The 25,637-nt window shown below is 62.5% G+C and carries 24 protein-coding genes and 1 tRNA gene; 16 read left to right on the top strand and 9 right to left on the bottom strand.

Annotated elements, in window-relative coordinates:
• From rnpA to dapE, 6 genes are all read left to right on the top strand, one after another.
• Nucleotides 1-351, top strand: a 351-nt coding sequence (gene rnpA / locus B7X90_RS08965; RefSeq protein ID WP_292623696.1) for a ribonuclease P protein component, incomplete at its 5' end; no start/stop codon positions are given.
• Nucleotides 348-557 (top strand): membrane protein insertion efficiency factor YidD, encoded by a 210-nt coding sequence (gene yidD, locus B7X90_RS08960; RefSeq protein WP_292623694.1) that lies wholly within the window; start codon nucleotides 348-350, stop codon nucleotides 555-557. The genes rnpA and yidD, both read left to right, overlap by 4 nt.
• A gap of 70 nt (nucleotides 558-627) precedes the next feature.
• Nucleotides 628-2,415 carry a membrane protein insertase YidC gene (gene yidC, locus B7X90_RS08955; RefSeq protein WP_292623691.1) on the top strand — a complete coding sequence of 596 codons (1,788 nt, stop codon included), beginning with the start codon at nucleotides 628-630 and terminating at the stop codon, nucleotides 2,413-2,415.
• On the top strand, nucleotides 2,412-3,074 hold the full coding sequence (yihA, locus tag B7X90_RS08950) for a ribosome biogenesis GTP-binding protein YihA/YsxC (RefSeq protein ID WP_292623690.1): 663 nt from the start codon (nucleotides 2,412-2,414) through the stop codon (nucleotides 3,072-3,074). The genes yidC and yihA overlap by 4 nt, the downstream gene beginning before the upstream one ends.
• Before the next feature lie 524 nt (nucleotides 3,075-3,598).
• Nucleotides 3,599-4,273: a glutathione S-transferase family protein gene (locus B7X90_RS08945; protein ID WP_292623700.1), complete on the top strand. Its 675-nt coding sequence runs from the start codon at nucleotides 3,599-3,601 to the stop codon at nucleotides 4,271-4,273.
• Nucleotides 4,273-5,403: a succinyl-diaminopimelate desuccinylase gene (gene dapE / locus B7X90_RS08940; RefSeq protein WP_292623689.1), complete on the top strand. Its 1,131-nt coding sequence runs from the start codon at nucleotides 4,273-4,275 to the stop codon at nucleotides 5,401-5,403. The genes B7X90_RS08945 and dapE overlap by 1 nt, the downstream gene beginning before the upstream one ends.
• On the opposite strand, the gene msrA is transcribed toward dapE, so the two are convergent.
• Entirely contained in the window at nucleotides 5,400-5,936 is a 537-nt protein-coding gene (gene msrA, locus B7X90_RS08935) for a peptide-methionine (S)-S-oxide reductase MsrA (protein WP_292623688.1), read from the bottom strand. The genes dapE and msrA overlap by 4 nt on opposite strands.
• A 79-nt stretch (nucleotides 5,937-6,015) precedes the next feature.
• Here msrA and B7X90_RS08930 point away from each other — a divergent pair, with 79 nt between their 5' ends.
• The 4 genes from B7X90_RS08930 (at nucleotide 6,016) to B7X90_RS08915 (ending at nucleotide 8,378) form a co-directional block, all read left to right on the top strand.
• A complete protein-coding gene (locus B7X90_RS08930; RefSeq protein WP_292623686.1) occupies nucleotides 6,016-6,867 on the top strand; it encodes a methyltransferase in 852 nt (283 codons plus the stop codon).
• 52 nt (nucleotides 6,868-6,919) lie between these two features.
• Entirely contained in the window at nucleotides 6,920-7,768 is an 849-nt protein-coding gene (gene aguB / locus B7X90_RS08925) for an N-carbamoylputrescine amidase (protein WP_292623684.1), read from the top strand.
• Nucleotides 7,765-8,271, top strand: a complete 507-nt coding sequence (gene folK / locus B7X90_RS08920; protein WP_292623697.1) for a 2-amino-4-hydroxy-6-hydroxymethyldihydropteridine diphosphokinase — start codon at nucleotides 7,765-7,767, stop codon at nucleotides 8,269-8,271. The genes aguB and folK overlap by 4 nt, the downstream gene beginning before the upstream one ends.
• Nucleotides 8,272-8,302: 31 nt before the next feature.
• A tRNA-Lys gene (locus B7X90_RS08915) sits at nucleotides 8,303-8,378 on the top strand.
• 69 nt (nucleotides 8,379-8,447) lie between these two features.
• Here the strand turns inward: B7X90_RS08915 and B7X90_RS08910 are convergent.
• Genes B7X90_RS08910 through kdpF form a run of 6 tightly spaced genes read right to left on the bottom strand, consistent with a single transcriptional unit; the run spans nucleotide 8,448 to nucleotide 16,129 of the window.
• A complete protein-coding gene (locus B7X90_RS08910; protein ID WP_292623682.1) occupies nucleotides 8,448-9,134 on the bottom strand; it encodes a response regulator transcription factor in 687 nt (228 codons plus the stop codon).
• Nucleotides 9,127-11,775, bottom strand: a complete 2,649-nt coding sequence (locus B7X90_RS08905) for a sensor histidine kinase KdpD (RefSeq protein ID WP_292623680.1) — start codon at nucleotides 11,773-11,775, stop codon at nucleotides 9,127-9,129. Before B7X90_RS08905 ends, B7X90_RS08910 begins: the two co-directional genes overlap by 8 nt.
• Before the next feature lie 9 nt (nucleotides 11,776-11,784).
• Complete coding sequence (gene kdpC / locus B7X90_RS08900) at nucleotides 11,785-12,339, bottom strand: potassium-transporting ATPase subunit KdpC (RefSeq protein WP_292623679.1); 555 nt, start codon at nucleotides 12,337-12,339, stop codon at nucleotides 11,785-11,787.
• A gap of 13 nt (nucleotides 12,340-12,352) precedes the next feature.
• Complete coding sequence (gene kdpA, locus B7X90_RS08895; RefSeq protein WP_292623677.1) at nucleotides 12,353-14,011, bottom strand: potassium-transporting ATPase subunit KdpA; 1,659 nt, start codon at nucleotides 14,009-14,011, stop codon at nucleotides 12,353-12,355.
• Between the two features lie 19 nt (nucleotides 14,012-14,030).
• Nucleotides 14,031-16,040 carry a potassium-transporting ATPase subunit KdpB gene (kdpB, locus tag B7X90_RS08890; protein ID WP_292623675.1) on the bottom strand — a complete coding sequence of 670 codons (2,010 nt, stop codon included), beginning with the start codon at nucleotides 16,038-16,040 and terminating at the stop codon, nucleotides 14,031-14,033.
• On the bottom strand, nucleotides 16,040-16,129 hold the full coding sequence (gene kdpF, locus B7X90_RS08885; protein ID WP_292623673.1) for a K(+)-transporting ATPase subunit F: 90 nt from the start codon (nucleotides 16,127-16,129) through the stop codon (nucleotides 16,040-16,042). Before kdpF ends, kdpB begins: the two co-directional genes overlap by 1 nt.
• 245 nt (nucleotides 16,130-16,374) lie before the next feature.
• Here kdpF and B7X90_RS08880 point away from each other — a divergent pair, with 245 nt between their 5' ends.
• On the top strand, nucleotides 16,375-17,229 hold the full coding sequence (locus tag B7X90_RS08880) for a TorF family putative porin (protein ID WP_292623671.1): 855 nt from the start codon (nucleotides 16,375-16,377) through the stop codon (nucleotides 17,227-17,229).
• Here B7X90_RS08880 and B7X90_RS08875 read toward each other — a convergent pair.
• Both B7X90_RS08875 and acs read right to left on the bottom strand, forming a co-directional pair.
• On the bottom strand, nucleotides 17,213-17,563 hold the full coding sequence (locus B7X90_RS08875) for a transposase (RefSeq protein WP_292623669.1): 351 nt from the start codon (nucleotides 17,561-17,563) through the stop codon (nucleotides 17,213-17,215). The two genes, B7X90_RS08880 and B7X90_RS08875, sit on opposite strands and share 17 nt — an antisense overlap.
• A 39-nt stretch (nucleotides 17,564-17,602) precedes the next feature.
• On the bottom strand, nucleotides 17,603-19,552 hold the full coding sequence (gene acs, locus B7X90_RS08870) for an acetate--CoA ligase (RefSeq protein WP_292623667.1): 1,950 nt from the start codon (nucleotides 19,550-19,552) through the stop codon (nucleotides 17,603-17,605).
• Nucleotides 19,553-19,992: 440 nt separating this feature from the next.
• On the opposite strand from acs, the gene B7X90_RS08865 reads away from it, so the two are divergent.
• From B7X90_RS08865 to B7X90_RS08845, 5 genes are all read left to right on the top strand, one after another.
• Nucleotides 19,993-20,715, top strand: a complete 723-nt coding sequence (locus B7X90_RS08865) for a response regulator transcription factor (protein WP_292623666.1) — start codon at nucleotides 19,993-19,995, stop codon at nucleotides 20,713-20,715.
• Nucleotides 20,715-22,019, top strand: a complete 1,305-nt coding sequence (locus B7X90_RS08860; protein ID WP_292623665.1) for an ATP-binding protein — start codon at nucleotides 20,715-20,717, stop codon at nucleotides 22,017-22,019. Before B7X90_RS08865 ends, B7X90_RS08860 begins: the two co-directional genes overlap by 1 nt.
• A gap of 153 nt (nucleotides 22,020-22,172) precedes the next feature.
• Complete coding sequence (locus B7X90_RS08855) at nucleotides 22,173-22,871, top strand: carbonic anhydrase (RefSeq protein WP_292623664.1); 699 nt, start codon at nucleotides 22,173-22,175, stop codon at nucleotides 22,869-22,871.
• A complete protein-coding gene (locus tag B7X90_RS08850; RefSeq protein WP_292623662.1) occupies nucleotides 22,868-24,400 on the top strand; it encodes a SulP family inorganic anion transporter in 1,533 nt (510 codons plus the stop codon). The genes B7X90_RS08855 and B7X90_RS08850 overlap by 4 nt, the downstream gene beginning before the upstream one ends.
• 273 nt (nucleotides 24,401-24,673) lie before the next feature.
• Nucleotides 24,674-25,519: a TorF family putative porin gene (locus tag B7X90_RS08845; RefSeq protein ID WP_292623661.1), complete on the top strand. Its 846-nt coding sequence runs from the start codon at nucleotides 24,674-24,676 to the stop codon at nucleotides 25,517-25,519.
• Nucleotides 25,520-25,637 lie beyond the last annotated feature (118 nt).

Here is a 25,637-nt window from a genome sequence, read left to right as displayed (position 1 = left end):
CGCGGGATCCGGGTCGCAAGGCCCGGATTCGTGCTGTTGGTGAACCGCGAATCGGCCCCCGCCGATGAAGCGGACATGCGCTTCGGCGTGACCGTCACCAAGAAGATCGGCAATGCGGTCGTCCGCAACCGCATGAAGCGCCGCTTCCGTGCGCTTCTGCGTGAGGCTCTGCCGCAAGCGGGCATCGCCGGTGCTGATCACGTGATGATTGGTCGCGAAGGCGGGGTCGAGCGCGATTTCGCCGCGCTGCGCGATGAACTGGCCGTGGCGCTTTCGCGCGCTGCCGAAGGCAAAGGCGATCCTCCCCGCAAGCGTGGTGGGCCACGCGCACATCACGGGCGGGGCAAGTGAAACGCCTCTTCATCCTCATCGCGCGCGGCTGGCAACTCGGCCCTTCGCGGGTGCTTCCGCCGACCTGCCGCTACGCCCCTTCCTGCTCGCAATATGCGATAGAAGCGCTGGAAAAGCATGGCGCGATTAAGGGTGGCTGGCTGGCCACGAAGCGGCTATTGCGCTGCCACCCGTGGGGTGGGCACGGCTACGATCCCGTTCCCTGACGCTTTCGAATTCAGTCCGGGCTGTTCACTTTTGAATGGCGCGGCATAGACTTACAGGACGCAAAAACCGGTGCAGAATCAGCGCAACGTCATTCTGGCAGTGGTCCTCACCGGCCTGCTGCTGCTCGGCTGGGAAGGCGCGATGCGCTGGTTCTATCCGCAAGCGGCGGTCGCGCCCAAACAGGCGGCAACCGCACCTGCTGAACCCGGCAAGCCCACCCGCGAAGGTGGTCTGCTGAACCCGGCAGACATTGCGCTGGAAAAGAAGGACCTGCGCGCTGAACTCGCCGCAGGCAATCGCGTTCCCATCGATGCGCCGGGCCTGAAAGGCTCGATCAACCTCAAAGGTGCGCTGATCGATGACGTGTCGCTGGCCCGCCATACCGAAACGGTGGAAAAGGGCAGCCCGCTGGTGCGGTTGTTCTCTCCCGCCGGAACGCCTGCGCAGCACTATGCGCAGATGGGCTGGGTCGGTGAAGGCATTGCCGCCCCCGATGCGAACACTGTGTGGACCGCCGACGGCGCAAAGCTGACGCCGCAAACCCCGGTCACCCTGCGCTGGTCGAACACCACCGGACAGACCTTCTCGATCCGCTATGCGATTGATGCGGACTACATGATCACCGCTACGCAGACTGTGGCGAACACCGGGGCAACGCCGGTTGTGGTCAAGCCGTTCGCGCTGGTGAGCCGTACCGACAAGACCGCCAGCCTTGATACCTGGCAGCTCCACTCCGGCCCGATTGCGGCGCTCGATGGTTCGGTCACGTTTGACAACAACTATTCCACAGTCACCGAAGCACCGGGGCAGGCGTTGCCGCTCAAGGGCGCGACCAACTGGATCGGCTTTACCGACATTTACTGGCTCTCGGCCCTGATCCCCGATGCCGGATCGAAGGCCGAAAGCGCGCTGCGCTCGACCGCACCGGGTCTGTTTCGCGCAGACCTGATCTTCCCCAACGTCTCGGTCGCTCCGGGCAAGCAGCAGTCGCAGAACGTGCGCCTGTTTGCCGGGGCCAAGGAAAACACGGTCCTTGAAAAGTACGAAGCGGCGGGCGTCACCAATTTCAGCCTGTCGATTGACTGGGGATGGTTCCGCTGGTTCGAAAAGCCGATCTTCTGGCTGCTCGATTCGCTGTTCAAACTGGTCAAGAACTTCGGCGTGGCGATCATCCTGCTCACGCTCGTTGTGCGCGGCGTGATGTTCCCCATCGCCCAGCGCCAGTTTGCCTCGATGGCGGCGATGCGCGCCTTGCAGCCCAAGATGAAGGCGCTGCAGGAACGCTACAAGGACGACAAGCAGAAGCAGCAGCAGGAAATCATGGAGCTGTACAAGCGCGAGAAGGTCAATCCTCTCGCCGGCTGTCTGCCCATCTTCCTCCAGATCCCGGTGTTCTTCGCACTCTACAAGGTGCTGACGCTGGCCATCGAAATGCGCCACCAGCCGTTCGTGTTGTGGATCAAGGATCTGTCCGCGCCCGATCCTGCGCACATTCTCAATCTGTTCGGCCTGCTGCCGTTCGATCCGCCGGGATTCCTCGCCATCGGCGTGCTGGCAATCCTGCTCGGCATCACCATGTGGGCACAGTTCAAGCTGCAACCGGCGGCCATGGACCCGGCGCAGCAGCAGATCTTCGCGTTCATGCCGTGGATCATGATGTTCGTGATGGCCCCGTTTGCGGCTGGCCTGCTGCTCTACTGGATCACGTCGAACGTGCTGACCATTGCCCAGCAGAAGTATCTCTACAGCAAGCACCCCCAGCTCAAGGCGCAGACGGACAAGGACCAGCAGGACATCGACCGCGTGGCCACGCGCGAAAAGAAGGCCACCACCGGCCAGAAACCGAAAGCGCGATGACACCTAAAGAAGCACAATCCGCCGAACGTCATGCAGAAATGATCGAACAGGCGCGCCTGCTGTTTGCAGGCCGCGTGGAATTCATCAAGTCTGCCCCGGCGCTCAAGTTCCTGCCCGATCCCGATGTGCCCGAAATCGCCTTTGCGGGCCGGTCCAACGTCGGCAAATCGTCGCTGCTCAATGCGCTGACGGGCCGCAAATCGATTGCGCGCACCTCGGTCACGCCGGGCCGCACGCAGGAATTGAACTACTTCGAAGTGGGTGATCCCACCCGCCTGCGGCTGGTCGACATGCCGGGCTACGGCTTTGCCAAGGCCCCGCCCAAGGTCACCGAAATCTGGCGCCGTCTGGTGCGCGATTTCCTGCGCGGTCGTGTGGTGCTGAAGCGCACCCTGCTGCTGATCGACAGTCGCCACGGCGTGAAGCCGGTGGATGAAGACATGATGCAGATGCTCGATGAAGCAGGCGTCGGCTATCGCCTGGTCCTGACCAAGGCTGACAAGATCAAGGCCAGCGAGCTGGAGCAGGTCACCATCGAGACCATCGCGGCGGCCCGCAAACGCACCGCCGCCTACCCAGAAATCCTCGTCACTTCGTCCGAGAAGAAAATGGGCATCGAGGAATTGCGCGCTGCGGTGCTGCAGGACGCGCTGGGCTAACCACTGCCCTGCGCAGCCAGTCAACTACCACGTCATCTCGATTACCACTTCGTCATCCTGAACTTGTTTCAGGATCCATTCTGCCACTCAAGCCGCCGTTCGCGTTGTGAGATGGACCCTGAAACAAGTTCAGGGTGACGAGATTGTTCGAGCAACTGTGATCAGTACCCCCCTCTCGCAAGCGGGAGGGGCCGGGGGTGGGCATCCCGCGATAGCGGGACCAAACTCCAACACCCCGCCATTCCGGCGCAATCCCCGCTGTCCTACACGCTACGCGCGGCCCCACGCTCCCGCGCGCCATGCCCCACCGCGATCCCCTCCCGCTCACCCGCCACACCGCCCGCAACGTCCTCGCACGTCACGGCACCACCGCGCCTGCGTTGACCGAAAAGCGCCTCCGCGAACTCCTTGAAAGCCACCTGACACTTTCTCCTCAGGACCGTGTAAACTGTGTAAACCTGTTCATGCTCGACACAGCAAACCTGAACGGCTACGCGCCCCAAAAGCGGAACAGGGTGAACGCGATGAAGCTGATCATCGGCAACAAGAACTACTCCAGCTGGTCCCTGCGCGGCTGGCTGGCTGCCAAGCAATCGGGCCTCGCGTTCGAGGAAATCACCGTCCCGCTCTATGGCGAGGAGTGGGATCACCTGCGCCGCGCCGATGATCTTGCCCCCTCATCCGGCAAAGTGCCGATCCTGTGGGACGGCAAAGGCCCCGATGCCCCCGTCGTGTGGGACAGTCTTGCAATCATCGATTACCTTGCCGACAAGGTCGGGCGGGACCGCTTCTGGCCCAAGGATGATGTGGCCCGCGCGATGGCCCGCTCGATGGTTGCCGAAATGCACTCAGGCTACACCGCGCTGCGCAGCACCCTGCCGATGAACATTCGCAAGCGCGTTGAGGGCGTGGAGATCACTCCCGAAGTCCGCGGCGATATCGTCCGCATCCTCAGCCTTTGGGCAGAGGCGCGCGCCCGCTTCGGCAAAGGCGGCCCCTTCCTGTTTGGCACTTTCTGCGCCGCAGACATCATCTATGCCCCCGTCGTCTCGCGCTTCATGACCTATGGAGTACCTGTGCCGGGCTTTGCGATGACCTACATGGAAGCGGTCTGGACGCACGACTGGATGCAGGCCTGGATCGACGCTGCCGAAAGCGAAGGCTGGACCATAGAACAGTTCGAGGAGCCTGCCCGCTGATGCCCGCGCTTGATCCCATCATTCTTGCCGAACGTCTGATCGATTGCGAAAGCGTCACTCCAGCCACCGGCGCCGTGTTCGATTGCTTCGAAGCCATGCTCGTTCCGCTGGGTTTCGAAATCCACCGCTTCATCGCAGGCGAAGCCCCCGACGGTCCGGTCGAAAACCTCTTCGCCATCCGCAAGGGGCCAGCAGGCTCACGCCACTTCGCCTTTGCCGGGCACCTCGATGTCGTCCCACCGGGCGAAGGCTGGACCTCCGGCCCATTCAAGGCCGAGCGCCGGGGCGAGTTGCTCTACGGGCGCGGTGCGGTCGACATGAAAGGCTCCATCGCATCGATGGTCGCCGCAGCGGCTGAAATTCCGGCCGAGGCAGGCACGCTCAGCTTTATCATTACCGGCGATGAGGAAGGCCCCGCGCGCTACGGCACCGTTCCGCTTATCGAACTGATCCGTGAATTGAAGGCCGAACCGGACCTGTGCCTTGTGGGTGAGCCTACCTCGGTCAACCGCTTGGGAGACATGGTCAAGATCGGTCGGCGCGGTTCGGTAAACATGTGGATCACCTGCAAGGGCGCGCAGGGCCACGTCGCCTATCCGCACCTGGCCGACAACCCGATCCCGCGCCTGATCGCGCTGCTGGCCGAACTCGATGCGCTGGTGCTGGACGATGGCACCGAATGGTTTCAGCCTTCGAACCTTGAAGTGACCGACCTTGAGGTGGGCAACCCCGCCACCAACGTGATCCCCGCGAAGGCAACCGCTCGGCTTTCGATCCGCTTCAACGACCGCCACACCGGCGCGGGCCTTGTCGCCATGGTCGAGGAGGTGGCCCGCCGCCACAAGGGCGAGATTCGCGCGGTCATCTCCGGCGAGAGCTTCATCACCCTGCCAGGCGATTACTCCACGCTGATCGCCGAGGCGGTGAAGGCCGAAACGGGCCTCGATCCCGAACTGTCCACCAGCGGTGGCACATCGGACGCCCGCTTCCTGCGCGCGGTCTGCCCGGTCGTGGAATTCGGCCTGTGCAATGCCACGATGCACAAGAAGGACGAGGCGGTGGCGCTGGAAGATTTGGTAACCCTCCAGCGTATCTACCGACGTATCACGCTGGCGGCGCTGGCGGGTTAGCTCTTCACCTTGTTGGCAAAGCTCTTGCGCAATTTCATCAGTTTGGGCGGGATCACGGCAAGGCAATAGGGATTGCGCTGCCCTTCGCCGTCCCAATATTCCTGATGGTAGTCCTCAGCCGGATACCACGTGGACATCGGCTCGATCGTGGTGACGATGGGCTGCGGCCAGTCCGGCTGCGCACGCACAATGGCTGCTTCCATCGCGGCCTTCTGCTCCTCGTCGGCCGGGAACATGGCCGAGCGATACTGCGTGCCCACATCGTTGCCCTGGCGGTTCAACTGCGTTGGGTCGTGCGTGGCAAGGAAAATGTCGAGGATCTGGTCAAGGTTGATCACCGCCGGATCAAACGTCACGCGGATCGCCTCGGCGTGGCCCGTCGTGCCGCTGCACACCTGCTTGTATGTAGGGTTTTCTACAGTGCCGCCGATGTATCCGCTTTCGACGTTGCTGACACCGATCACATCGCGGAACACCGCCTCGGTGCACCAGAAGCACCCGCCTGCCACAATGGCTGTTGCCTGTTCGCTCATGTGCCTTATTCTCCTGCTATGTCGTAGAGATAGGTAGGCGCCCCCCGCTTGTCATCGGCCCTTTGGAGAATCACCCCCCATGCGCAGATTGAGCCTCGCCCTGCTGGCAGCCGTTGCCGGAAGCAGCCTTGCCACGCCCGCCTTCGCCCAGAGCGCCACCACTGCCGCTCCCAAGATCGATCCCGCACTTGCCGCCGCCGTGGCCGACCCGCTGCGCAAGGACGATGCCGCGCGTGACGTCTATCGCAAGCCCGATCAGACGCTGGCCTTCTTCGACGTCGGTCCAGCGATGAAAGTCGGCGAATACGCCCCCGGCGGTGGCTGGTACTCGCGCCTACTGGGTATATACCTCGCGCCCAAGGGCAAGCTCGTCGGCCTCTTCGCCGATGCCAGCAGTGCCCCGGCGCCGCGTCAGGAAGCAGCAAAAGCAGCCGTCGCCAAATTCCCCACCGAAGTCGCGGAATGGGCCAAGCAGCCTGCCGAAAAGTTCAGCGCCTTCTCGCTCGGCGCAATTCCCGATGGGGAGAAAGGCACGTTCGACCGCATTCTGGTGATGCGCGCACTGCATAACATGCTGCGCGGGAACGTGGCCGACAGTGAAATCAAGAAAATGCGCGATCTGCTGAAGCCCGATGGCATGATCGGCATCGAACAGCACCGTGCGAAGGCTGATGCGCCCTATGACTACACCGATGGCTCCAAGGGCTATCTGCGCGAGGCGGACATCATCAAGTTCATGGAAATCCACGGCTTCGCATTCGTCGGCAAGAGCGAGGCCAATGCCAACCCCAAGGATTCGGCGAACTGGCCAGAAGGCGTCTGGACCCTGCCGCCTGTGCTTGGGGGTGCCAAGGATGATGCGGAAAAGGCAAGACTCAAGGCAATCGGCGAGAGCGACCGCATGACGCTGCTGTTCCGCAAGCGTCCTTGACCAAGTACGGCGACGGTTGAATTGCGCGGGTTGGGGGCTTAGGTCCGCAACCATGAGCACCATCTCCGTCGCCGCCCTCCAACTCGCCCTCCCTGGGGGAGAAGCCGAGAACATCGCCGCCACCGCTGCGCTGGTCGAACAGGCCGCGCAAGGTGGCGCGCAGATTGTGCTGCCGCCGGAACTGTTCGCTGGGCCATACTTCTGCAAGGTTGAGGACGAGGCCCTGTTCGACATGGCCTATCCGCTGACCGATGATCCTTCGGTGCGTGAAATGCAAAAGCTGGCAACGGCCCACGGCATTGCCATCCCCACCAGCTTTTTCGAGCGCGACGGGCACCACTATTACAACACGCTGGCCATGATCGGCCCCGATGGCGAAGTGATGGGCATCTACCGCAAAAGCCACATCCCCGATGGCCCCGGTTATGAAGAGAAGTACTACTTCCGCCCCGGCAACACAGGTTTCAAGGTGTGGGACGTGTTCGGCACGCGCATTGGCGTGGGGGTGTGCTGGGACCAGTGGTATCCCGAATGCGCGCGCGCCATGGCGCTGATGGGTGCTGAGCTGCTTTTCTATCCCACCGCCATCGGCACCGAGCCTTATGACGCGGACCTTGATACCAGCCGCATGTGGCGCCGTGCGATGCTGGGTCATGCGGTGTCCAATTGTATGCCGGTGATCGCTGCCAATCGCATTGGCATGGAAGATGATCAGCGCTTCTATGGACACAGCTTCATCAGCGACGAATGGGGCGATTTCCTGTCCGAGTTCGACGGAAGCGAAACCGGCGTGTTGCACGCCACGCTGGATCTGAAACGCGCCGCCACGCACCGGGCCGGGATGGGCTTTTTTCGTGATCGCCGCCCACAGTTGTACGGGCGTCTGGCAGAAGACATCTGACACCTGCCCGCTTCCTGATTGCGCTCGGATCGAACCAGCGGCACCCGCGATACGGCGGGCCTGCTGCCGTCCTGCGCGCGGCGGTGGAGGCGATGGCGTCCAGAGGCCTTGCGGTTGTTGCCGTCAGTCCCGTCATCCGCAGCCGCCCCATCGGGCCATCCCAGCGCGAATATGCGAACGGCGCGGCCTTGGTGGAAACGCGAATCGATCCGCCAGCCTTGCTGGACCTGCTGCAATCCATCGAAGCGCAGTTCGGCCGCGAGCGCCAGGGCCAGCGTTGGCGCTCGCGCACGCTCGATCTTGACATCGTGCTGTGGTCTGGCGGCTGCTGGAGTGATGCGCAGCTGACCGTGCCCCACCGTGAATTTCGCAAGCGTGGCTTTGTACTAGGGCCTGCTGCCCGCGTCGCACGGGACTGGCACGATCCGATCACCGGCCTTAAAATTGTGCATCTTGAATACCGCCTCAAGCGCAGGCTTGACCACCCGCGCCGCGCCCCCTAGGTGATGCGTCAGGCAATGCGTGAAACAGTGTGGACCCGTAGCTCAGTTGGTAGAGCAACGGACTTTTAATCTGTAGGTCTCGGGTTCGAGTCCCGACGGGTCCACCAATACCATCCCGTTCGGCAGCAGTCTGATGTGAAAAGTGCTCTAGGCTCAGGCCATTGCCCCTTTTTGTCTCAATCAGCTTCGGCCAAGCGGTAGCCGACTCCGGGCTCGTTGATCAGTAATCGTGGCGCTGATGGGACCAGTTCCAGCTTGCGCCGAAGCGAGCGCACAGCAACGCGCAAGTAGTCCAGGTCTTGCCGGTGCGCCGGGCCCCACACGGCTTCGAGCAGGCTTTCGTGCGTCATGACCCGCCCGGGATGATCTGCCAGCGCCCAGAGCAGGTTGAACTCGCGCGGGGTCAGGTCTACCTGCTCGCCGCGCATGACGACATCGTGCGTGTCGCGATCGATACTGCCCCCGGCAAATTCGCGGCGGTGGACATTGGCGAGCGGCCCGGCCTTGCGCCGAAGTGCCGAGCGGATGCGTGCCAGCAATTCCTCGCTGTCGAACGGCTTGGTCACGAAATCATCCGCGCCAAGATCAAGCGCCGCGACTTTTTCCTGCGTGGCATCACGGGCGGTCAGAATGATGACCGATAGACCGAGCGCCGCCAATTGCGGGACGATCTCCAACCCGTCGCGGTCTGGCAGACCAAGATCAAGCAACGCCACAAGGGGTGCAGGGGCGGCGGCGGCCAATCGAAGCGCATCGCCAGCGGTAGCCGCTTCGGCGTGGGCAATCCCGGCCCGGTCGAGCGCGCTGGCCAGCAACCGACGGATCGCCAATTCGTCATCGATAACCAGCACGTCCTTACGCATTGCCGACGCTTACCGGTTCGCGCCGCATCGGGACAAGTGGCAGGGTGACGAAAAATTCGGCACCGCCGCCTTCCCGGTTACGCCCCCTGATCGTCCCGCCCATGGCCTCGGTGAAATTCTTGGCGATCCACAGACCCAGGCCCGACCCACCCGTCCGATCGCTGCCCTCAAGCCGCGCGAAGCGTTCGAACAAAGCGGTTGGATCGGCGGGCAGGCCTTGCCCCCGGTCGCGGACGATGAATTCCACGCCACCTGCCACCGGTTCGAGCGTGACCTCGACTTGCGTCGCCTCGGCAGAAAACTTGAGCGCATTGTCTACGAGGTTGATCAGCGCATGACGCAACAGCACCGGATCGGCCTCGATCAGTGGACAATCGTGCGCGATGCGCGTGTCGACCCGCCCACCTGTGTGATCCTGGCGCAGGTCGCGCAGCACTGCCATCACCACGTCTGTCGGATCGAGGCTTTCGAACCGCGGTTCAATCGCCCCATGTTCGATCCGGGACGCTTCGAGCAGATCGCCGAGAAAGCGTTCCAGGCGGCGCGCTTCGCTGCGTGCGATCCGCACTTCGTCTGCATAGTTGCCTTGTGCAGGAATGCTCTCTGCTGCCGCGATGACAGCAGTGAGGGGGGTCCTGAGATCATGCGCGATGCTGGAAAGCAGCGCCCCGCGCAGCCGGTCGCGCTCGCGAAAAGCGTCAATCTGGCGCGCTTCTTCCTCAAGCAGCAACCGTTCGTGGGCCAGTGCTGTCTGGTCGATCAGCGTAGCGAGCAAGGTTGCGTCGTCGGCGCGAATTACCCTGCCCTGTTCGCCCCGTGCGACGCCAAGAGCCCCCATCATTCCGATTGCGGTCTGGAGCGGGTGGAACTGCCAATCGGAGGCGTTCAATGTGCCGGTATCCCGTCCCGCCGCTTCGCCCCGATCAAGCGTCCAGAAAGCAGCGGCTTCATCGACCAAATCGAGCTTCGAGAGCCGATCATGCCCTCGCACGATTAACGCACCGTCTTCCTTGGCGACGATGATTGCCTCAACATCAAGCAGCGCGCCAATCTCGCGGCAGGCGACGCGCGCGGTTGAATCGCGATCGGATACACTCCCCAGCAACCCGGCAAAACGCGCCAGCGATGCGTTGAGGCGCGCCACCCCCGCACTGGTTTCAGCCTGCCGACGAACCTGCCCGGCGAACGTGCCAAGCACCGCCGCAACCAGCGTCAGCACCGCAAAGGTGATAACATCGCCCGGACTGCTTATGAAAAGTGTGTGGAGCGGCGCGGTGTAGAAAAAGTTGTAAGCCAGTGCCGCCCAAAGTGCTGCCCAAAGGCCAGCCGCAGTGCCAATCCGGCTTGCCGCGAAGATCACCGGCAACAACAGCAGCATGTCCACAGCGTCGGTTGGCAGCACGGGACGGGCAAGATCCAGCAGCCCGGTCGTGGCAAAGACCAGCAGCAATGCCAAGGCTGGTGCCCGGTAAGGGTTGCGATCTCGTGGGCGTGCGGCCTTGCCGTCTGCCTCATCCAGCGGAACGACCTGTACTGTGAATCCGCGCGCCTTGCGGATGACATCCTGCGCGATCGAACCATGCCGCCATTCGAACCAGCGGCTGCGGCGGCTCTTGCCGATAACGATCTGGCTTGCGCGCAATTCGCGCGCCTGATCGACAAGTGCTTCGGCCACGTCTGTGGCGGCAACAGTCATCAGGGCCGCACCCAGTGATGATGCGAGTGCAAGGTTTTCGGCCACCTGCTCTCGCTGTGAACCGGCGACCGCACGCGCGCCGCTGCTTTCGACCACCACTGCGGTCCAGGGGGCATGGGCAAGGTCGGCCAAGCGTTTGGCATGGCGGATCACTTGCGCGCCGCCTTTGCCCGGGCTGACCGCGACCAGCAGCCGCTCGCCGACGGCGAAACCGCCTTCGGTTCCACTGGTTGCGAGCTGATCGAGCAAGCGTCGGTCGACCGAACCCGCCGCAAAGCGCAGCGCCAGTTCGCGCAAGGCTGCAAGTTTGGCCAGAGTGAAGAAGTTCGCAAGCGCCTGACCGGCGGTATCGGGCAAGTAGATCTTGCCCGCTTGCAGCCGCTCGATCAACGCCTCTGGTGGCAGATCGACCACGATAATCTCGGCCGAATCGAGAATGCTGTCCGGCACGGTCTCGCGCACCCGGATATGGGTGAAGCCGGCAACGATGTCGTTGAGGCTTTCGATGTGCTGGATGTTGAGCGTGGTGGCGACATCAATGCCCGAAACCAGCAATTCTGCCACGTCCTGCCAGCGCTTCGGGTGTCGACTGCCCGGTGCGTTGGTATGGGCGAGTTCATCGACAAGAATCAGGCCGGGGCGCCGTTCCAGCGCGGTATCGATATCGAACTCGTCGAGCGCATGGCCGTGATATTCGACTGCGGTTCGCGGCAAGACCTCGAAGGGTTCAAGCAACTGGGCCGTCTCGCTGCGTCCGTGCGTCTCGGCTATCCCGACAAGGACATCTGCCCCCTCGGCCTTTCGCCGTGCGGCTTCCTGAAGCATACGATAGGTCTTGCCCACGCCGGGTGCTGCGCCAAGGTAGACTGTCAAACGTCCCCTCGCTTCGCGCTGCGCCAGACGCAGGAACCGTTCGGCATCATTGGCGGGGCGTGGGTCGCTCATGCTTCCGGCCTACCGCTCCAGCCTGCCAAGCGCCAGATTGAGTTCAAGCACATTGACGATCGGATCAGGGGCGAAGGCGCCGCCTGGGGCAAAGGCGTGACGTTCGATCAGCGCACGCACGCTTGCGTCAGAAAGCCCACGCGCCTGCGCCACGCGCTTAGCCTGATAGAGCGCGCCCGCCAGACTGATGTGCGGATCAAGCCCGCCGCCTGAGGCAGCGACCAGATCGGCAGGGACCGGGTTGGCAGGCTTGGCACCGTAACGTGCCACTGCCTCCGCTGCACGCGCGGCGAGTTTGGGGCTGGTGGGTGACAGGTTGCTCCCTGCAGCGCCCATGCCGTTGTAATCCGCAGCTGAGGGGCGCGGCCAGATATACCTGGGGCTGGTAAAGTCCTGCGCCACAAGCGCGCTGCCGATCGGTTTGCCTTGCGCCATGATGATCGAGCCGTTGGCGCGATCCGGCACCACGCTTTGCGCAAAGCCCAGCACCAGCGCGGTGTAGCCTGCCACGCACACCAGCAGGGTCACGGCCCACAGGCGCAGCGAAGGGAGAAGGTATTGCATTTGTCTTGCTCCTTTAGCGCATCAGCGCAGTGTGTTCGGCAATCGGGCCAAGCGCGGCAGCCGGGAAGAAAGTGAGCGCGCCGAAGATAAGGATGGTGATCAGCAACATCACGCCAAAGGTCGGCCCCTCGACGCTCAGCGTGCCAGCGCTCTCGGCGCTGCGGCGCTTGGCCATCAGCGAGCCGACGATGGCGAGTGGCACGATGATCGGCAAGAAACGCGCGATCAGCATCACAAGGCCGGTGGCGATGTTCCAGGGCACGGTGCTGTCACCCAGGCCTTCGAACCCGGAACCGTTGTTGGCAGCGGCGGAGCTGAATTCGTAGAGAATTTCGGAAAAGCCGTGCGCGCCCCCGTTGTTCAGCATGTCCGTGCCCCAAGGGGTCGCAGCAAACAGCGCGGTGCCGCCGAGGATCAGCAGCGGGTGGCTAATCAGAGCAAGCACGACGAGCCGCATCTCGCGCCCTTCGATGCGGTGGCCGAGGTATTCAGGCGTGCGCCCGACCATCATGCCAGCCACGAATACCGCCAGCGCAATGTAAAGGAACATGTTGATCATGCCCACACCTGCGCCGCCGAACGTCTCGTTGAGCCACATCCCTGCCATCGGCACCAGCCCGGTGAGGGGATTGAGACTGTCGTGCATCGCGCCAACCGAACCGTTGCTGGTCGCTGTGGTTAGCACCGCCCACAGCGGCCCGGTGGCAGCACCGAGGCGCAGTTCCTTGCCTTCGAGATTGCCGACATCCTGCGTTACGGCAAGGTCGGCGAACGCCTGTGTCGGAGCCTGTTCGAAAGCGGCAGCGGCGGTGACCTTGACCAGCAGCAGTGCCAGCATCACCCCAAAGATCACGCCTGCATGGCGCGGGCGGCCGATCATTCGTCCGAACATCCACACACAGGCCATCGGGATCAGGATGATCGCGCTCATTTGCAGAAGGTTCGACCAGAAATCGGGGTTTTCCAGCGGGTGGGTGGAATTGGGGCCAAAGAATCCGCCGCCGTTGCTGCCCAGTTGCTTGATCGCAACGAAAGCTGCCACAGGCCCACGTGCGATGGTTTGCGCTGTGCCTTCAAGTGTGGTGACATGCGCTGCGCCCGCCAGCGTCATTGGCACGCCGGTAAGCGCCAGCAGCGCCGCCAGCACCAGTGCCATGGGCAGCAGCAAGCCGAAAGCGGCGCGTTGAACATCGATGAAGAAGTTGCCCATGTCGGGCTTTCCCGCAATCCCGCGTGCCAAGGCGGCCAGCGCGGCAATCCCGGTCGCGGCAGAAACGAATTGCAGCCACATCAGCGCGGCCAGTTGAGCAAGGTAGCTCCATGTGCTCTCGCCTGAATAGTGCTGAAGGTTGGTATTGGTCGTGAAGGACGCAGCGGTGTTGAACACCAGATCAAGGCTCGCTGCGCTCTGGCCATCGGGGTTGAGCGGGAGCAGGTGCTGGGTTGCCAGAAGGGCAAAGGTAAAGCCGAACATCACCGCGTTAAAAGCGGCAAGGGCGAGCGCATAGGCCGTCCAGTCCTGCCTGCCTGCGCCACCCACTGCGTGGGTGAACAACCGGTCGGCGCGCGCAAACCGGCCAGAGAACAGCGCGGCCATATAGCGACCAAGTGGCCAGGATAGCAGCGCGGTCCCGCCGATGATCAGAGTGATGGTAAGGATGCTTGCGAGCATGGGAAGTTCCTTTCGCAGATCAGGCGAGGCCAAGGCCCGCGACTGCGAGATCGATGAGCTTGATGCCGACAAAGGGTGCAATCACCCCACCGCCACCATAGATTGCCAGATTGCGCAGCAACTGGCTGGCGGCCGGCATCGGGCGATAGGCAACGCCCTTCAGTGCCAGAGGCACAAGGCAAGGGATGATCAGCGCGTTGAAGATGATCGCCGAAAGGATCGCGCTTGAAGGGCTTGCAAGGCCCATCACATTGAGCACTCCCAGCCCTGGATAGAGCACCACGAAGATGGCCGGCAGGATCGCGAAGTACTTGGCGACATCGTTGGCGATCGAAAAAGTGGTCAGCGCACCGCGCGTCATCAGCAATTGTTTGCCGATGCCCACCACCTCGATCAGCTTGGTCGGATCGCTGTCGAGATCGACCATGTTGCCCGCTTCGCGCGCGGCCTGGGTGCCGGTGTTCATCGCGACGCCGACATCCGACTGAGCAAGCGCGGGCGCATCATTGGTGCCGTCCCCGCACATGGCGACCAGCTTGCCTTCGGCTTGTTCCCGGCGGATGTAGGCAAGCTTGTCTTCGGGGGTCGCCTCGGCAAGGAAATCGTCGACTCCGGCTTCGGCGGCAATGGCGGCGGCGGTGAGCGGGTTGTCGCCGGTGATCATGACCGTGCGGATACCCATGCGGCGCAGTTCGACGAAGCGTTCGCGGATGCCTGTCTTGATGATGTCCTTGAGATGGACCGCGCCCAGCAGACGGCCGTTTTCTACCACGGCAAGCGGCGTGCCGCCGCTTTGCGCGATGCGGTCGGTAATCGCCTTGAGCGCCGCCACGGTTTCCACCGGAAATTCTCCCAACTTCAGCACCGCATCGACTGCGCCCTTGCGGATGCTGCGGCCAGGCAAGTCGACCCCGCTGACCCGCGTCTGCGCGGTAAAACCAACCACCTGCGCATCAGCAGGCAGCGTCACGCCTGCACCGGCAAGCGCGACGATGGAGCGTCCCTCGGGTGTGGTGTCGGCAAGGCTGGCGAGCCGTGCAGCGTTGATCAAATCCGCCTCTGCGACGGTCGGCAGAACAACGAATTCACTCGCCTGCAGGTCACCGATGGTGATGGTGCCGGTCTTGTCGAGCAGGAGCGTGCCGATATCACCTGCGGCCTCGACCGCCCGGCCCGACTTGGCGAGCACGTTGAAACGGATCAGCCGGTCCATCCCTGCAATGCCAATGGCAGAAAGCAGGCCGGAAATTGTCGTCGGGATCAGCGCCACGAACAGCGCGATCAGTACCGGTACGGCGATGCTGCCCCCGGCATAGGCGGCAAAAGCGGGCAGCGTGCCGACCGCGATCAGGAAGACCAGCGTGAGACCGGTGAGGAGGATCGTGAGCGCGATCTCGTTGGGCGTCTTCTGGCGGCTGGCCCCTTCGACCAGCGCAATCATCCGGTCGAGGAAACCGCTCCCCGGTTCCGCAGTTACCCTGATCCGAAGCTCATCGGAAATCACCGTGGTTCCCGCGGTCACCGCTGAACGATCCCCGCCTGCCTCGCGGATCACGGGTGCGCTTTCGCCGGTGATCGCCGCCTCGTTGACCGAGGCGACGCCAGCAACGACCTCGCCATCGGCTGGGATCTGCTGGCCTGCGACCACCAGCACCACATCGCCGCGCTGGAGCGCCGTGGCGGGGATCTGCTCCACCGCCCCATCGCGCCCGATACGGCAGGCGACGAGCTGGTCCTTGGTCGCCCGCAGTGATGCCGCCTGTGCCTTGCCGCGCCCTTCGGCAAGCGCTTCGGCAAAATTGCCGAACAGCACCGTCAGCCACAGCCAGAATACGAGCTGTCCTTCAAAGCGCGGATCGCCCGTCCCCGTCGACAGATTGTAAAACAGCACCAGCGTTGCGGTCGCCGCTGTCACTGCGGTCGCAAACATCACCGGGTTGCGGGCGAGCGTTCGGGGATCGAGCTTGACGGCGGCATCGCGCATGGCGGGTACCAACAGCGCGCGATCAAACATGCCTGAGCCTGCCATCAGAAACGCTCCGGCCGCAGCAGCACCATCACCAGATAGGCAAACAGGCCAAGCGCCACGAGCGCGGCCAGCAGGAGATCGAAGGTCATCAGAGGCTCCTCATGTGGGAACCATCCCAATGCGCGCGGTCGCAATGAAAAATCGCAGGGAGTTCAGGGGCGCTCACATAAAATCTGCGTGAAAGCGGCGCGCCACCCCTGCCACCACGCATTGGCCTTTACGCCGATTTCATGCCCCCCGGCGGCAATACGCATGGCGATTTAACGGCGAAGCGAGAGAGCTCTCGCAGTTCCCGACAGCCCTACCGGCTGCGTCGTCACAAGGAACCAATCCGATGCGTTTTCCTTCCTTCGCCGTGCTGGCGGCGATCACGGCCGTTCCCGCCCAAGCGCAGCAAGCCGGGGGCGAGGTGGCCGAAACTGCCGATACGATCATCGTTTCTGGCAGCGCCAGCCTCACTACCGATTACCGCTTCCGCGGCGTGTCGCAGAGCGATGGTGAGCTGGCGGTGCAGGCTGGCATCACCGCCACGCACGCGAGTGGTGTCTATGTCGGAGCCTGGGGCTCAAACCTCGCAGGCTGGGGTACATTCGGTGGGGCCAATATGGAACTCGACCTTTACGCCGGGGTCAAGCTACCGCTGGGCACAGGCACGCTCGATACGGGCATGGTCTGGTATATCTATCCGGGCGGCGCCGACGAGACCGACTTTGCCGAGCTTTATGCCAGACTGTCCGGCAGTGTCGGCCCGCTCTCGCTAAGCGCAGGGGCGGCATACGCGCCCAAACAGGCGGCGCTCGGCAACGTCTTCTTCACCGGCGCGGCCGCCACCGCAGGACAGCCCGACGCTCCCGGCGACAAGGGGGACAACCTCTACCTCTTGGGTGACGCCGCCTACGCGCTTCCCGATATGCCCATCAGGCTCAAAGCCCATCTCGGCTATTCGGACGGCAATCCCGGCCTCGGCCCCAATGCCACCAGCATCGCACCGACTGGCACCTATTTCGACTGGATGCTGGGCGTGGACATCACGCCTCTTGAAGGCCTGACGTTGTCCCTCGCCTATGTCGATACCGACATTTCGGAGGCTGAGAGCGCCTACCTCCACCCAAAATTCTCGCGGGGACAAGACGGGGCGGGCGCCATTTCCGGTCCAACGGTTGTGGCGTCGGTTACAGCCTTGTTCTGAAAGGGCGGCGAAAGCGGGCGGCGATGCAGATGGCTGACATGAAGGTGTGAGCGCATCGGTCGTAGCGGGTATGGATGCGGCGCCAATCCTTGAGTTTGCCGAACGTGTTCTCGATCCTGTGGCGCTGGCGATAGAGCACAGCGTCCTGGGGGATCGGGACCTTGCGGTTGACCTTTGACGGAATGCAGGGGGTTATGCCGCGCTCAGTCAGGGCAGCGCGGAACCAGCCGGCATCATAGCCCCGATCGGCCAACAGCGCTTTGGCCCTGGGCAAGGCGACGATCATCAGCGCCGCGCCCTTGTAGTCGCTCATCTGCCCTTCGCTGAGCAGCATCACCATTCCCCGATCATTATAACATCGCCCCCATGATCCTCAAACCCCCACCAACCCCGGTCGGTTCGCCAGCAAATTGTCCACAACCCCCGGATCGGCCAGCGTCGATGTATCGCCCAAATTCGAAACGTCATTCTCGCCGATCTTGCGCAGGATGCGGCGCATGATCTTGCCCGAGCGGGTCTTGGGCAGGCCGGGGGCAAACTGGATCACGTCGGGCGTGGCGATCGGACCAATTTCGTGGCGGACCCACTTGATCAGCTCCTTGCGCAATTCCTCGTCGGGTTCGACCTCGGCATTGCAGGTGACGAAAGCGTAAATGCCCTGTCCCTTGATGTCGTGCGGCATACCCACGACAGCGGCTTCAGCAACTTTGCTGTGGGCGACCAGTGCGCTCTCGATTTCGGCGGTGCCCATGCGGTGGCCGGATACGTTGATCACGTCATCGATGCGCCCGGTGATCCAGTAGTAGCCGTCTTCGTCGCGGCGGCAGCCGTCGCCGGTGAAGTACTGGCCTTTGAAGGTGCTGAAATAGGTCTGGAAAAAGCGTTCGTGATCGCCCCAGACGGTGCGCATCTGGCCGGGCCAGCTATCGGTGATGACAAGGCAGCCGTCAGTCGCGCCTTCCAGCAGCACGCCGTCGTTGTCGAGCAGCGCAGGCTGCACGCCGAAGAACGGGCGTGAGGCAGAACCGGGCTTGAGCGGGGTTGCGCCGGGCAGGGGAGTGATCATTGCGGCCCCGGTTTCGGTCTGCCACCAGGTATCCACGATGGGGCAACGGGCATCGCCCACGACCTTGTGATACCATTCCCACGCTTCGGGATTGATCGGTTCGCCCACCGATCCCAGCAGGCGCAGCGATTTGCGGCTTGTCTTCTTCACCCACTCGTCACCTTCGCGCATCAGCGCGCGCAGGGCGGTGGGGGCGCCATAGAAGATTTCGACCTTGAACTTGTCGACCACCTGCCAGAACCGGCTCGGATCGGGGAAGTTGGGCACGCCTTCGAACATCACCGTGGTCGCGCCGTTCATCAGCGGACCGTAAACGACATAGCTGTGCCCGGTGACCCAGCCGATATCGGCCGCGCACCAATAGATCTGGCCGGGGCGATAATCGAACACATATTCGTGCGTCATCGATGCCCAGACCGAATAGCCACCCGTCGTGTGCAGCACGCCCTTCGGCTTGCCGGTGGAGCCTGAGGTGTAGAGGATGAACAGCGGATCTTCCGCGCCCATTTCCTCGGGCGCGCATTCGGCGCTCTGATCGGCCACGGCGCTGGCCCAATCGACATCGCGGCCTTCGACAAAACCCACGTCCGCGCCGGTGCGGCGGAGCATGATCACGGTGTCGACGCCGGGGCACTGCTTCAACGCCTCATCGACGTTTGCCTTGAGCGGAACCTTGCGCCCGCCGCGCAGGCCTTCATCCGAGGTCAGCACGATACGGCTGTCGCAATCGGTGATGCGGCCTGCCAGCGCATCCGGGCTGAACCCTGCGAAGACGATGGAATGGATCGCCCCGATCCGCGCGCAAGCGAGCATGGCAACGGCAGCTTCGGGCACCATCGGCAGATAGATCGTCACACGCTCACCGCGCTTCACGCCCTTGGCCTTCAGCAAGTTGGCAAAGCGGCAGACGTCTTCATGCAGCTGGCGGTAGGTGATCTCGCGGTGCGGCTCACCCAGACCGTCCGGCTCCCACAGGATCGCCACCGTATCGCCGCGGGTCGCCAGATGGCGGTCAAGGCAATTGGCCGAAAGGTTCAGCGTGCCGTCCTCGAACCAGCGGATACCGAAATCGGCTTCGTTGAACGAGGTGTTCTTGACCTTGGTGAAAGGCTTGATCCAATCGAGCCGCTGGCCATGTTCTGCCCAGAATGCCTCCGGGTTCTCCACCGACTGGCGATACATCTCGAAGTAGCGCGCCTCGTCCACAAGTGCGTTTTCGGCCCACTGGGCAGGAACGGGATAGACGGTTTCGGCCATGTCAGGCTCTCCTGTGATGCAGCAATCAGCTTTGTTAAATTGTCCCGACATGCCGCTGGGGAGGGAGCGGGCACCCAGACTTCGCCTCGGACCAAAGCCCACAGCGCCGGTATGCGCAAGATCAAACCGGTGCCCATACCCGCAGGAAATTTCGATTTTGGATGTGCTGACCATGCTTATACAGCAGCACATCGGGTAGAAATGCGCACATTCTGCAGTTCAGCAATGTTTTGTCTTGAACGCGCCTCTTGCGCGCAAAAGCGGGGGCGCAGCTAAGATGCATCGTTCCGGGGGACGGACATGATCTTGGCGAAGGGGCTTGCCGGAAAATTTGAAGCCCGCTGCGCGCGTCGATGTACCGCCTTCCCCATTGTTCAACCTTGGCACCGCGCCTGCGCCTGCTATCGTGCGCGCGTGCTGCAAAACGCGCCGGGAAAATGATGCAATCACCTTCGATAGTACTGGTAGAAGACGATGGCCCGCTGCGGACGCTTACCGCGCGCGCGCTTCGTGAAAACGGCTACAATGTGCGCACTGCTGCCACGGGGGCAGAGATGTGGGTGGCGCTGGAAAGCGAACCTGCGGATCTTGTCGTGCTCGACATCATGTTGCCGGGCACCAGCGGCATTGAACTCTTCCGCCGTTTGCGCAAGCAAAGCGATGTGCCGATCATTTTCGTGTCAGCGCGCGGCAGCGAAGAAGACCGTGTGCTGGGGCTTGAACTTGGCGCGGACGACTATGTGCCCAAGCCGTTCAGCACGCGCGAACTGGTGGCGCGGATCGGCGCAGTGCTGCGCCGGGGCAGCAGCAGTGGAACCGACAGCGCCGGCGAAACCGGATCGCGCAGCGGCGACATCCGCTTTGATGGCTGGTCAGTCTCGATGGCCCGGCGCGAGCTGCATTCGCCCAGCGGCGCGATGGTGGATCTGACGGGGGCAGAATTCGATCTGCTTTCGACGTTTATCAGCCAGCCGCAGCGCGTGCTGGGGCGTGAACGCCTGATCGAACTGTCACGCACGCGGTTGGGCGATAGCTCTGACCGCAGCGTTGACGTTCTGGTCAGCCGGTTGCGCCGCAAACTGGCGGGTGCGGGCGGCAGCGCTCCCATCGTCACCGTCCGCGGTGTTGGGTATATGTTCAAGGCGGAAGTCCAGCGCGCCTGATGCTTCGCCGGTTCGGCCTGCCAGAGCGGTTGCTCGCGATCCTGCTGCTCGTGGCGGGTGTGGATTTTGCGGCCAACACCCTGCTGTTCGAACGGGCCAGCCAATTCGCCGTGGCCGAGGACGATGCCGCGCGCGTGGCCGAACACCTCGTCATCGCCAGCCGCGCGATTGAGCGCACGCCGCCCGATGAACGCGCTCAGGCGGCGCAAGCACTCAGCACGGCACGTTTTTCAATAAGCTGGAACGCCGCAGGCCAGCGCCACGTGGGCGCTGTGCCGCTGGCCACGATGCGCCAGCAGGTCCTTGATCTTTCGGGAGATCTGACGGCCGCTGACCTGCAGCTTTATCTCAAGCCCATGGCCGGTGCCGACGCGATCAACGGATCGATGCTGCTGTCCGATCGCAGCGTGTTGTATTTCCGTACACGCATGAGCGAGGCCTGGACGCTTAACGCCGGGCGCGTCGTTTCTCTGATGTTGCCCACGCTGGTGCTGGTGACGCTGGCCTGGGTGCTGTTCCGAGCCACGTTGGCCCCCCTCAGAACGCTGGTGCGGGCGAGCCGCACCGTTGGATCAGGGCCGCCTGAGCCCTTGGAAGAGACCGGCACCAGCGAAGTGCGCGACTTGATCCACGCCTTCAATGAAATGCAGCAACGCATCCACGAATCGATGGCCAACCGCACGCAATCCATGCTGGCCATCGGGCACGATCTGCGCACGCCGCTGTCACGGATGCAACTCAGGCTCGAAGATGCGCGGATCGACGAAGAAACGCGTCAGGACATGGGCAAGGATCTGGGCGAGATGCGGCACATGCTGGAATCGCTGCAGGCCTTTGTGGAAAGCGGCGGTTCGCGCATTCCGGCGGAACGAATCAACCTTGCGGTGATGGTGCAAACGCTGGTCGATACCGCAGCTGATGATGGGTGCGATGCAACATATCACGGACTTGAAAGCCTTGAAATCATGGCGCGTCCGGTCTCGCTGCGGCGCGCGCTGGCCAACCTGATTGAAAACGCTGTGCACTATGCTGGCAATGTGCGGGTCACCGTGCAGCGTGATCACGGTCTTGCCGAAGTGGTGATCGAAGATGATGGCCCCGGTATTCCCGAAGACCGTATAAACGATGTTTTACAGCCATTCGTGCGCCTCGATACCGCACGATCACGCGATACGCCAGGCATGGGACTCGGGCTGGCAATTGTGCGTCGGGCGATCCTGCTGGACAATGGAGAGCTGAAACTGCGCAACCGCGCCGCTGGCGGGTTGGAAGTTACACTGCGCTTTCCGGTGGCTGCGGCTTGAACTCTGCCAAACTGGCTTCGGCATCGGTCAGAGCGTGTGCGTCGCAACAATTCGTTACAAAAGCGATGGAATGTGGAAAGGCTGGACACATACCTTGTCGAATATCCCGACAACCGTTCCCGGTGGTCGGCCCACTAACAAAGGTATTGTGCCGTGAACGAACTCATCGGCCGCGTCTTCAGCTTCGAGAAGACCACATTCCCCGATAGCCGCGAACTGTTCGGCAAGCTCGTCAGCGAAGGGCAGTCGCCCAAGGCGCTGATGATCTCCTGCGCCGATTCGCGCATCGTCCCCGAACAGATCATGCAGGCAAAGCCGGGCGAGCTGTTTGTTTGCCGCAATGCCGGCAACATGGTGCCGCCCTTCGCCACGATGAATGGCGGCGTCACTTCCACCGTCGAATACGCCGTGATGGCGCTTGGCGTCCGTGACATCATCGTGTGCGGCCATTCGGACTGCGGCGCGATGAAGGCACTTTCCGCCCCTGAACTGCCCGAAGGTATGCCCAATGTGGTCGCCTGGCTTCGCCACGGCACGGCCGCTGAATGCGTCGTATCGAGCTGTTCGCCTGAACTCGGCACCGATGAGCGCGTCCGCGCGGTCAGCCTTCAGAACGTGATCGTCCAGATCGACCATCTGCGCACGCATCCTTCGGTGGCAACGGCCATCGCGCGTGGCGAAATGTCGCTGCATGGCTGGTTTGTGGATATCAGTGCGGGCATGGTGCTCGGCCTTGATGGTGAGACAGGCGAATTCATGCCCCTGCGTGAAGACAAGCCGCTGCCGGTGGCGGTCCCTGCACGTGCGCGCGCCGTCATCGACGCTTGGTCCGCTGCTGAGGCCGCAGAATGACAACTGCGACTGCAGAGGGCGAACGCGGCGGCTTTTCCCGCTATTTCGTCCAGGATTTCACCGCGTCTATCGTGGTGTTTCTGGTCGCCATGCCGCTGTGCATGGGCATCGCCATCGCATCGGGTGTCCCGCCTGAAAAGGGACTCGTGACCGGCATTATCGGCGGCATCGTTGTCGGCCTGCTGGCCGGTTCGCCGTTGCAGGTCAGTGGCCCGGCTGCTGGCCTTGCCGTGATCGTCTTTGAATTCGTCCGCGACAATGGCTTGTCCGCGCTTGGGCCGGTGCTGGTGCTGGCTGGCGCGTTGCAGGTGATTGCTGGCGTTGCCAAACTTGGCGGCGTGTTTCGCGCAATCTCGCCTGCGGTGGTCCACGGTATGCTTGCTGGTATCGGCGCGCTGATCGTCATCGGTCAGTTCCACATTCTGTTCGATGAAAAGCCGCTGTCCAACGGGATCGACAATCTGGCGATGATGCCCGCACGCGTGCTCGGCCTTACACCGTTCAACCTGCAAACCACTGAACTTGCGCTCATGCTCGGTCTGTTGACCATCGGCACGATGTTGGTTTGGGAGAAGATCAAGCCCGCAAAGCTCGGCCTGCTGCCGGGTGCGTTGCTTGGTGTGCTTGCAGCAACAATGGTTGCTTGGGGTTTCGGACTGGACGTGGCGCGGATCAGCGTACCGGATTCGATCGCGGCAGCATTTGCCCTGCCCGAAGCAGGCATCTTCTCCACGCTGACGCAAGGCTCGATGATCGTTTCGGCCATTGCCATCGCCTTCATCGCCAGTGCCGAAACACTGCTTTCGGCGGCGGCGGTTGACCGTATGCATGATGGCGTACGCACCGATTATAACAAGGAATTGCGTGCGCAGGGCGTGGGCAATCTGCTGTGCGGCGTGTTCAATGCGCTGCCGATGACCGGCGTGATCGTGCGCAGTTCAGCCAACGTGCAGGCAGGCGCCATGACCCGCACATCTGCTGTGCTCCATGGCGTGTGGATTCTCGGCTTTGTGGCGCTGCTGCCGTTCATTCTGCGCGAAGTGCCGATGGCGGCGCTGGGCGGCGTGCTGGTGGTGACCGGTTGGAAACTTGTCAGCCTCAAGCACGTACAGCACTTGTTCAAGGTACACGGCTATCTGCCCGCGCTGATCTGGACCGCCACGTTTGTGCTGGTAGTGGCTACTGACCTGCTTACCGGTGTGCTGGTCGGCCTCGCGTTGTCTGCTCTCGAACTTGTGCCCCATGCCAGGAACCTGCGATTCAAGGTTGGCGAATCGTCAGCAGGAGAGACCGTACACCTCAAGCTGGAAGGTGCGGCCACGTTCATCGGCCTGTCGCGCCTGACCAATGCGCTTGAGCAGGTTCCGCACAGCCACGCGGTTCATGTCGACATGGACAAGGTTCATGCGATTGACCACACGACCGCTGAAATGCTCACCGAATGGCTTTCGCGTCGGCGTATGCGCGGTAATGACGTGAAGGTAACCGGCCCGGCCCCGATTCTCAAATCGCTGGCCCACGCCGCCTGAATCTTACGTTGAACGTAAACATCTGCTGGCCGGGAACTTCAGTTCCCGGCCAGTTTTTGTTTGATCGGCATTGCTGTTAAAAATCAGCAAGCACACGCCTGTTGCCAAATGGCAGCACTAATCATGCGTGAAGAGGCAGCCGATAAAAATTATCTTGCAGTGCAGCAAATGCCGATGATAAGCATTTGGCTCTACCCCGATGAATGCCCCTTGAGAGGCATTTGCGCGGTGGACGCAGGTGGAACGTGATAATCCTATCAGGGAGCGTTCCGTATGAAGATCCGTCTGGCCGCCGCAGTGGCCCCTCTCGCCCTCGCTTTGCTTGCGACTCCGGCATTCGCGCAGGATGAAGAATCCGGTCCCATCACCATTTCGGGCAGTGCAGCGCTCGTCTCTGACTACCGTTTCCGTGGCGTTTCGATGTCCGACAAGGAAATGGCCGTTCAGGCTGGAGCTACCGTCGCGCACGAAAGCGGCTTTTATGTCGGCACCTGGGGTTCGAACCTTGCCGGTTGGGGCACATTTGCCGGTTCCAACATGGAACTCGACATTTTTGGTGGCTACTCGACCACCGTTGGTGGCGTGGGCGTCGATGTCGGCCTGACCTGGTACATGTATCCGGGCGGCCTCGACAAGACGGACTTCGCCGAACCCTACATCAAGCTCTCGGGCGATGCTGGTCCTGCAAGCGTGCTCGTCGGCGTTGCTTATGCGCCCAAGCAGGAAGCACTCGGCAAGTGGTACAACAACGGCGCTTCGGCTGTCAGCGGCGTCTATGACAATCCTGGTGCCAAGGCCGACAACGTCTACATCTGGGGCGACGTTTCGACCTCGATCCCCGATACGGGTCTGTCGCTGAAGGCCCACCTTGGTTATACCAAGGGTGGCAATGATGGCCTTGGCCCTCAGGGCACATCGATCTCGCCCACCGGTGAATACGTCGACTGGATGGTGGGTGCCGACTATGCACTTGGCCCTGTCACACTCGGCGTTTCCTACGTCGACACCAACCTCAGCCCGTCGGACTATAACTACATCACCCCGAACTTCTCCTCCACCAAGGATGGTTCGAACATCGCGGGTTCGCGCGTCGTGGTTTCGGCTACGGTTGGCTTCTGATTCAGCCAATACAGAATAACCGTAAGCGCCGACGGAAGGTGGCGTTGACGCGGCCTGTCAGGCTTTGCGGCGTGTCCGCGGCGCCCATTTTTTCGCGAGCGCTTCCAGCCTTGCCTCG

The organism is Novosphingobium sp. 17-62-19 (assembly GCF_002256775.1).
Classification (GTDB): domain Bacteria; phylum Pseudomonadota; class Alphaproteobacteria; order Sphingomonadales; family Sphingomonadaceae; genus Novosphingobium.
Note: the sequence above shows the minus strand (reverse complement) of the source record. Positions and strands in the feature narration are given on the sequence as shown.

Bases quoted from the DNA above. Each gene is read 5' to 3' on its own strand.
- dapE (WP_292623689.1), top strand. From the start codon at position 4,273: ATGCCCGCGCTTGATCCCATCATTCTTGCCGAACGTCTGATCGATTGC.
- acs (WP_292623667.1), bottom strand. From the start codon at position 19,552: ATGGCCGAAACCGTCTATCCCGTTCCTGCCCAGTGGGCCGAAAACGCA.
- aguB (WP_292623684.1), top strand. From the start codon at position 6,920: ATGAGCACCATCTCCGTCGCCGCCCTCCAACTCGCCCTCCCTGGGGGA.
- B7X90_RS08930 (WP_292623686.1), top strand. From the start codon at position 6,016: ATGCGCAGATTGAGCCTCGCCCTGCTGGCAGCCGTTGCCGGAAGCAGC.
- B7X90_RS08875 (WP_292623669.1), bottom strand. From the start codon at position 17,563: ATGCTGCTCAGCGAAGGGCAGATGAGCGACTACAAGGGCGCGGCGCTG.
- B7X90_RS08845 (WP_292623661.1), top strand. From the start codon at position 24,674: ATGAAGATCCGTCTGGCCGCCGCAGTGGCCCCTCTCGCCCTCGCTTTG.
- kdpB (WP_292623675.1), bottom strand. From the start codon at position 16,040: ATGGCAGGCTCAGGCATGTTTGATCGCGCGCTGTTGGTACCCGCCATG.
- B7X90_RS08945 (WP_292623700.1), top strand. From the start codon at position 3,599: ATGAAGCTGATCATCGGCAACAAGAACTACTCCAGCTGGTCCCTGCGC.
- B7X90_RS08860 (WP_292623665.1), top strand. From the start codon at position 20,715: ATGCTTCGCCGGTTCGGCCTGCCAGAGCGGTTGCTCGCGATCCTGCTG.
- msrA (WP_292623688.1), bottom strand. From the start codon at position 5,936: ATGAGCGAACAGGCAACAGCCATTGTGGCAGGCGGGTGCTTCTGGTGC.
- B7X90_RS08850 (WP_292623662.1), top strand. From the start codon at position 22,868: ATGACAACTGCGACTGCAGAGGGCGAACGCGGCGGCTTTTCCCGCTAT.
- kdpF (WP_292623673.1), bottom strand. From the start codon at position 16,129: ATGACCTTCGATCTCCTGCTGGCCGCGCTCGTGGCGCTTGGCCTGTTT.
- yihA (WP_292623690.1), top strand. From the start codon at position 2,412: ATGACACCTAAAGAAGCACAATCCGCCGAACGTCATGCAGAAATGATC.
- kdpC (WP_292623679.1), bottom strand. From the start codon at position 12,339: ATGCAATACCTTCTCCCTTCGCTGCGCCTGTGGGCCGTGACCCTGCTG.
- B7X90_RS08880 (WP_292623671.1), top strand. From the start codon at position 16,375: ATGCGTTTTCCTTCCTTCGCCGTGCTGGCGGCGATCACGGCCGTTCCC.
- B7X90_RS08865 (WP_292623666.1), top strand. From the start codon at position 19,993: ATGCAATCACCTTCGATAGTACTGGTAGAAGACGATGGCCCGCTGCGG.
- kdpA (WP_292623677.1), bottom strand. From the start codon at position 14,011: ATGCTCGCAAGCATCCTTACCATCACTCTGATCATCGGCGGGACCGCG.
- B7X90_RS08905 (WP_292623680.1), bottom strand. From the start codon at position 11,775: ATGAGCGACCCACGCCCCGCCAATGATGCCGAACGGTTCCTGCGTCTG.
- B7X90_RS08910 (WP_292623682.1), bottom strand. From the start codon at position 9,134: ATGCGTAAGGACGTGCTGGTTATCGATGACGAATTGGCGATCCGTCGG.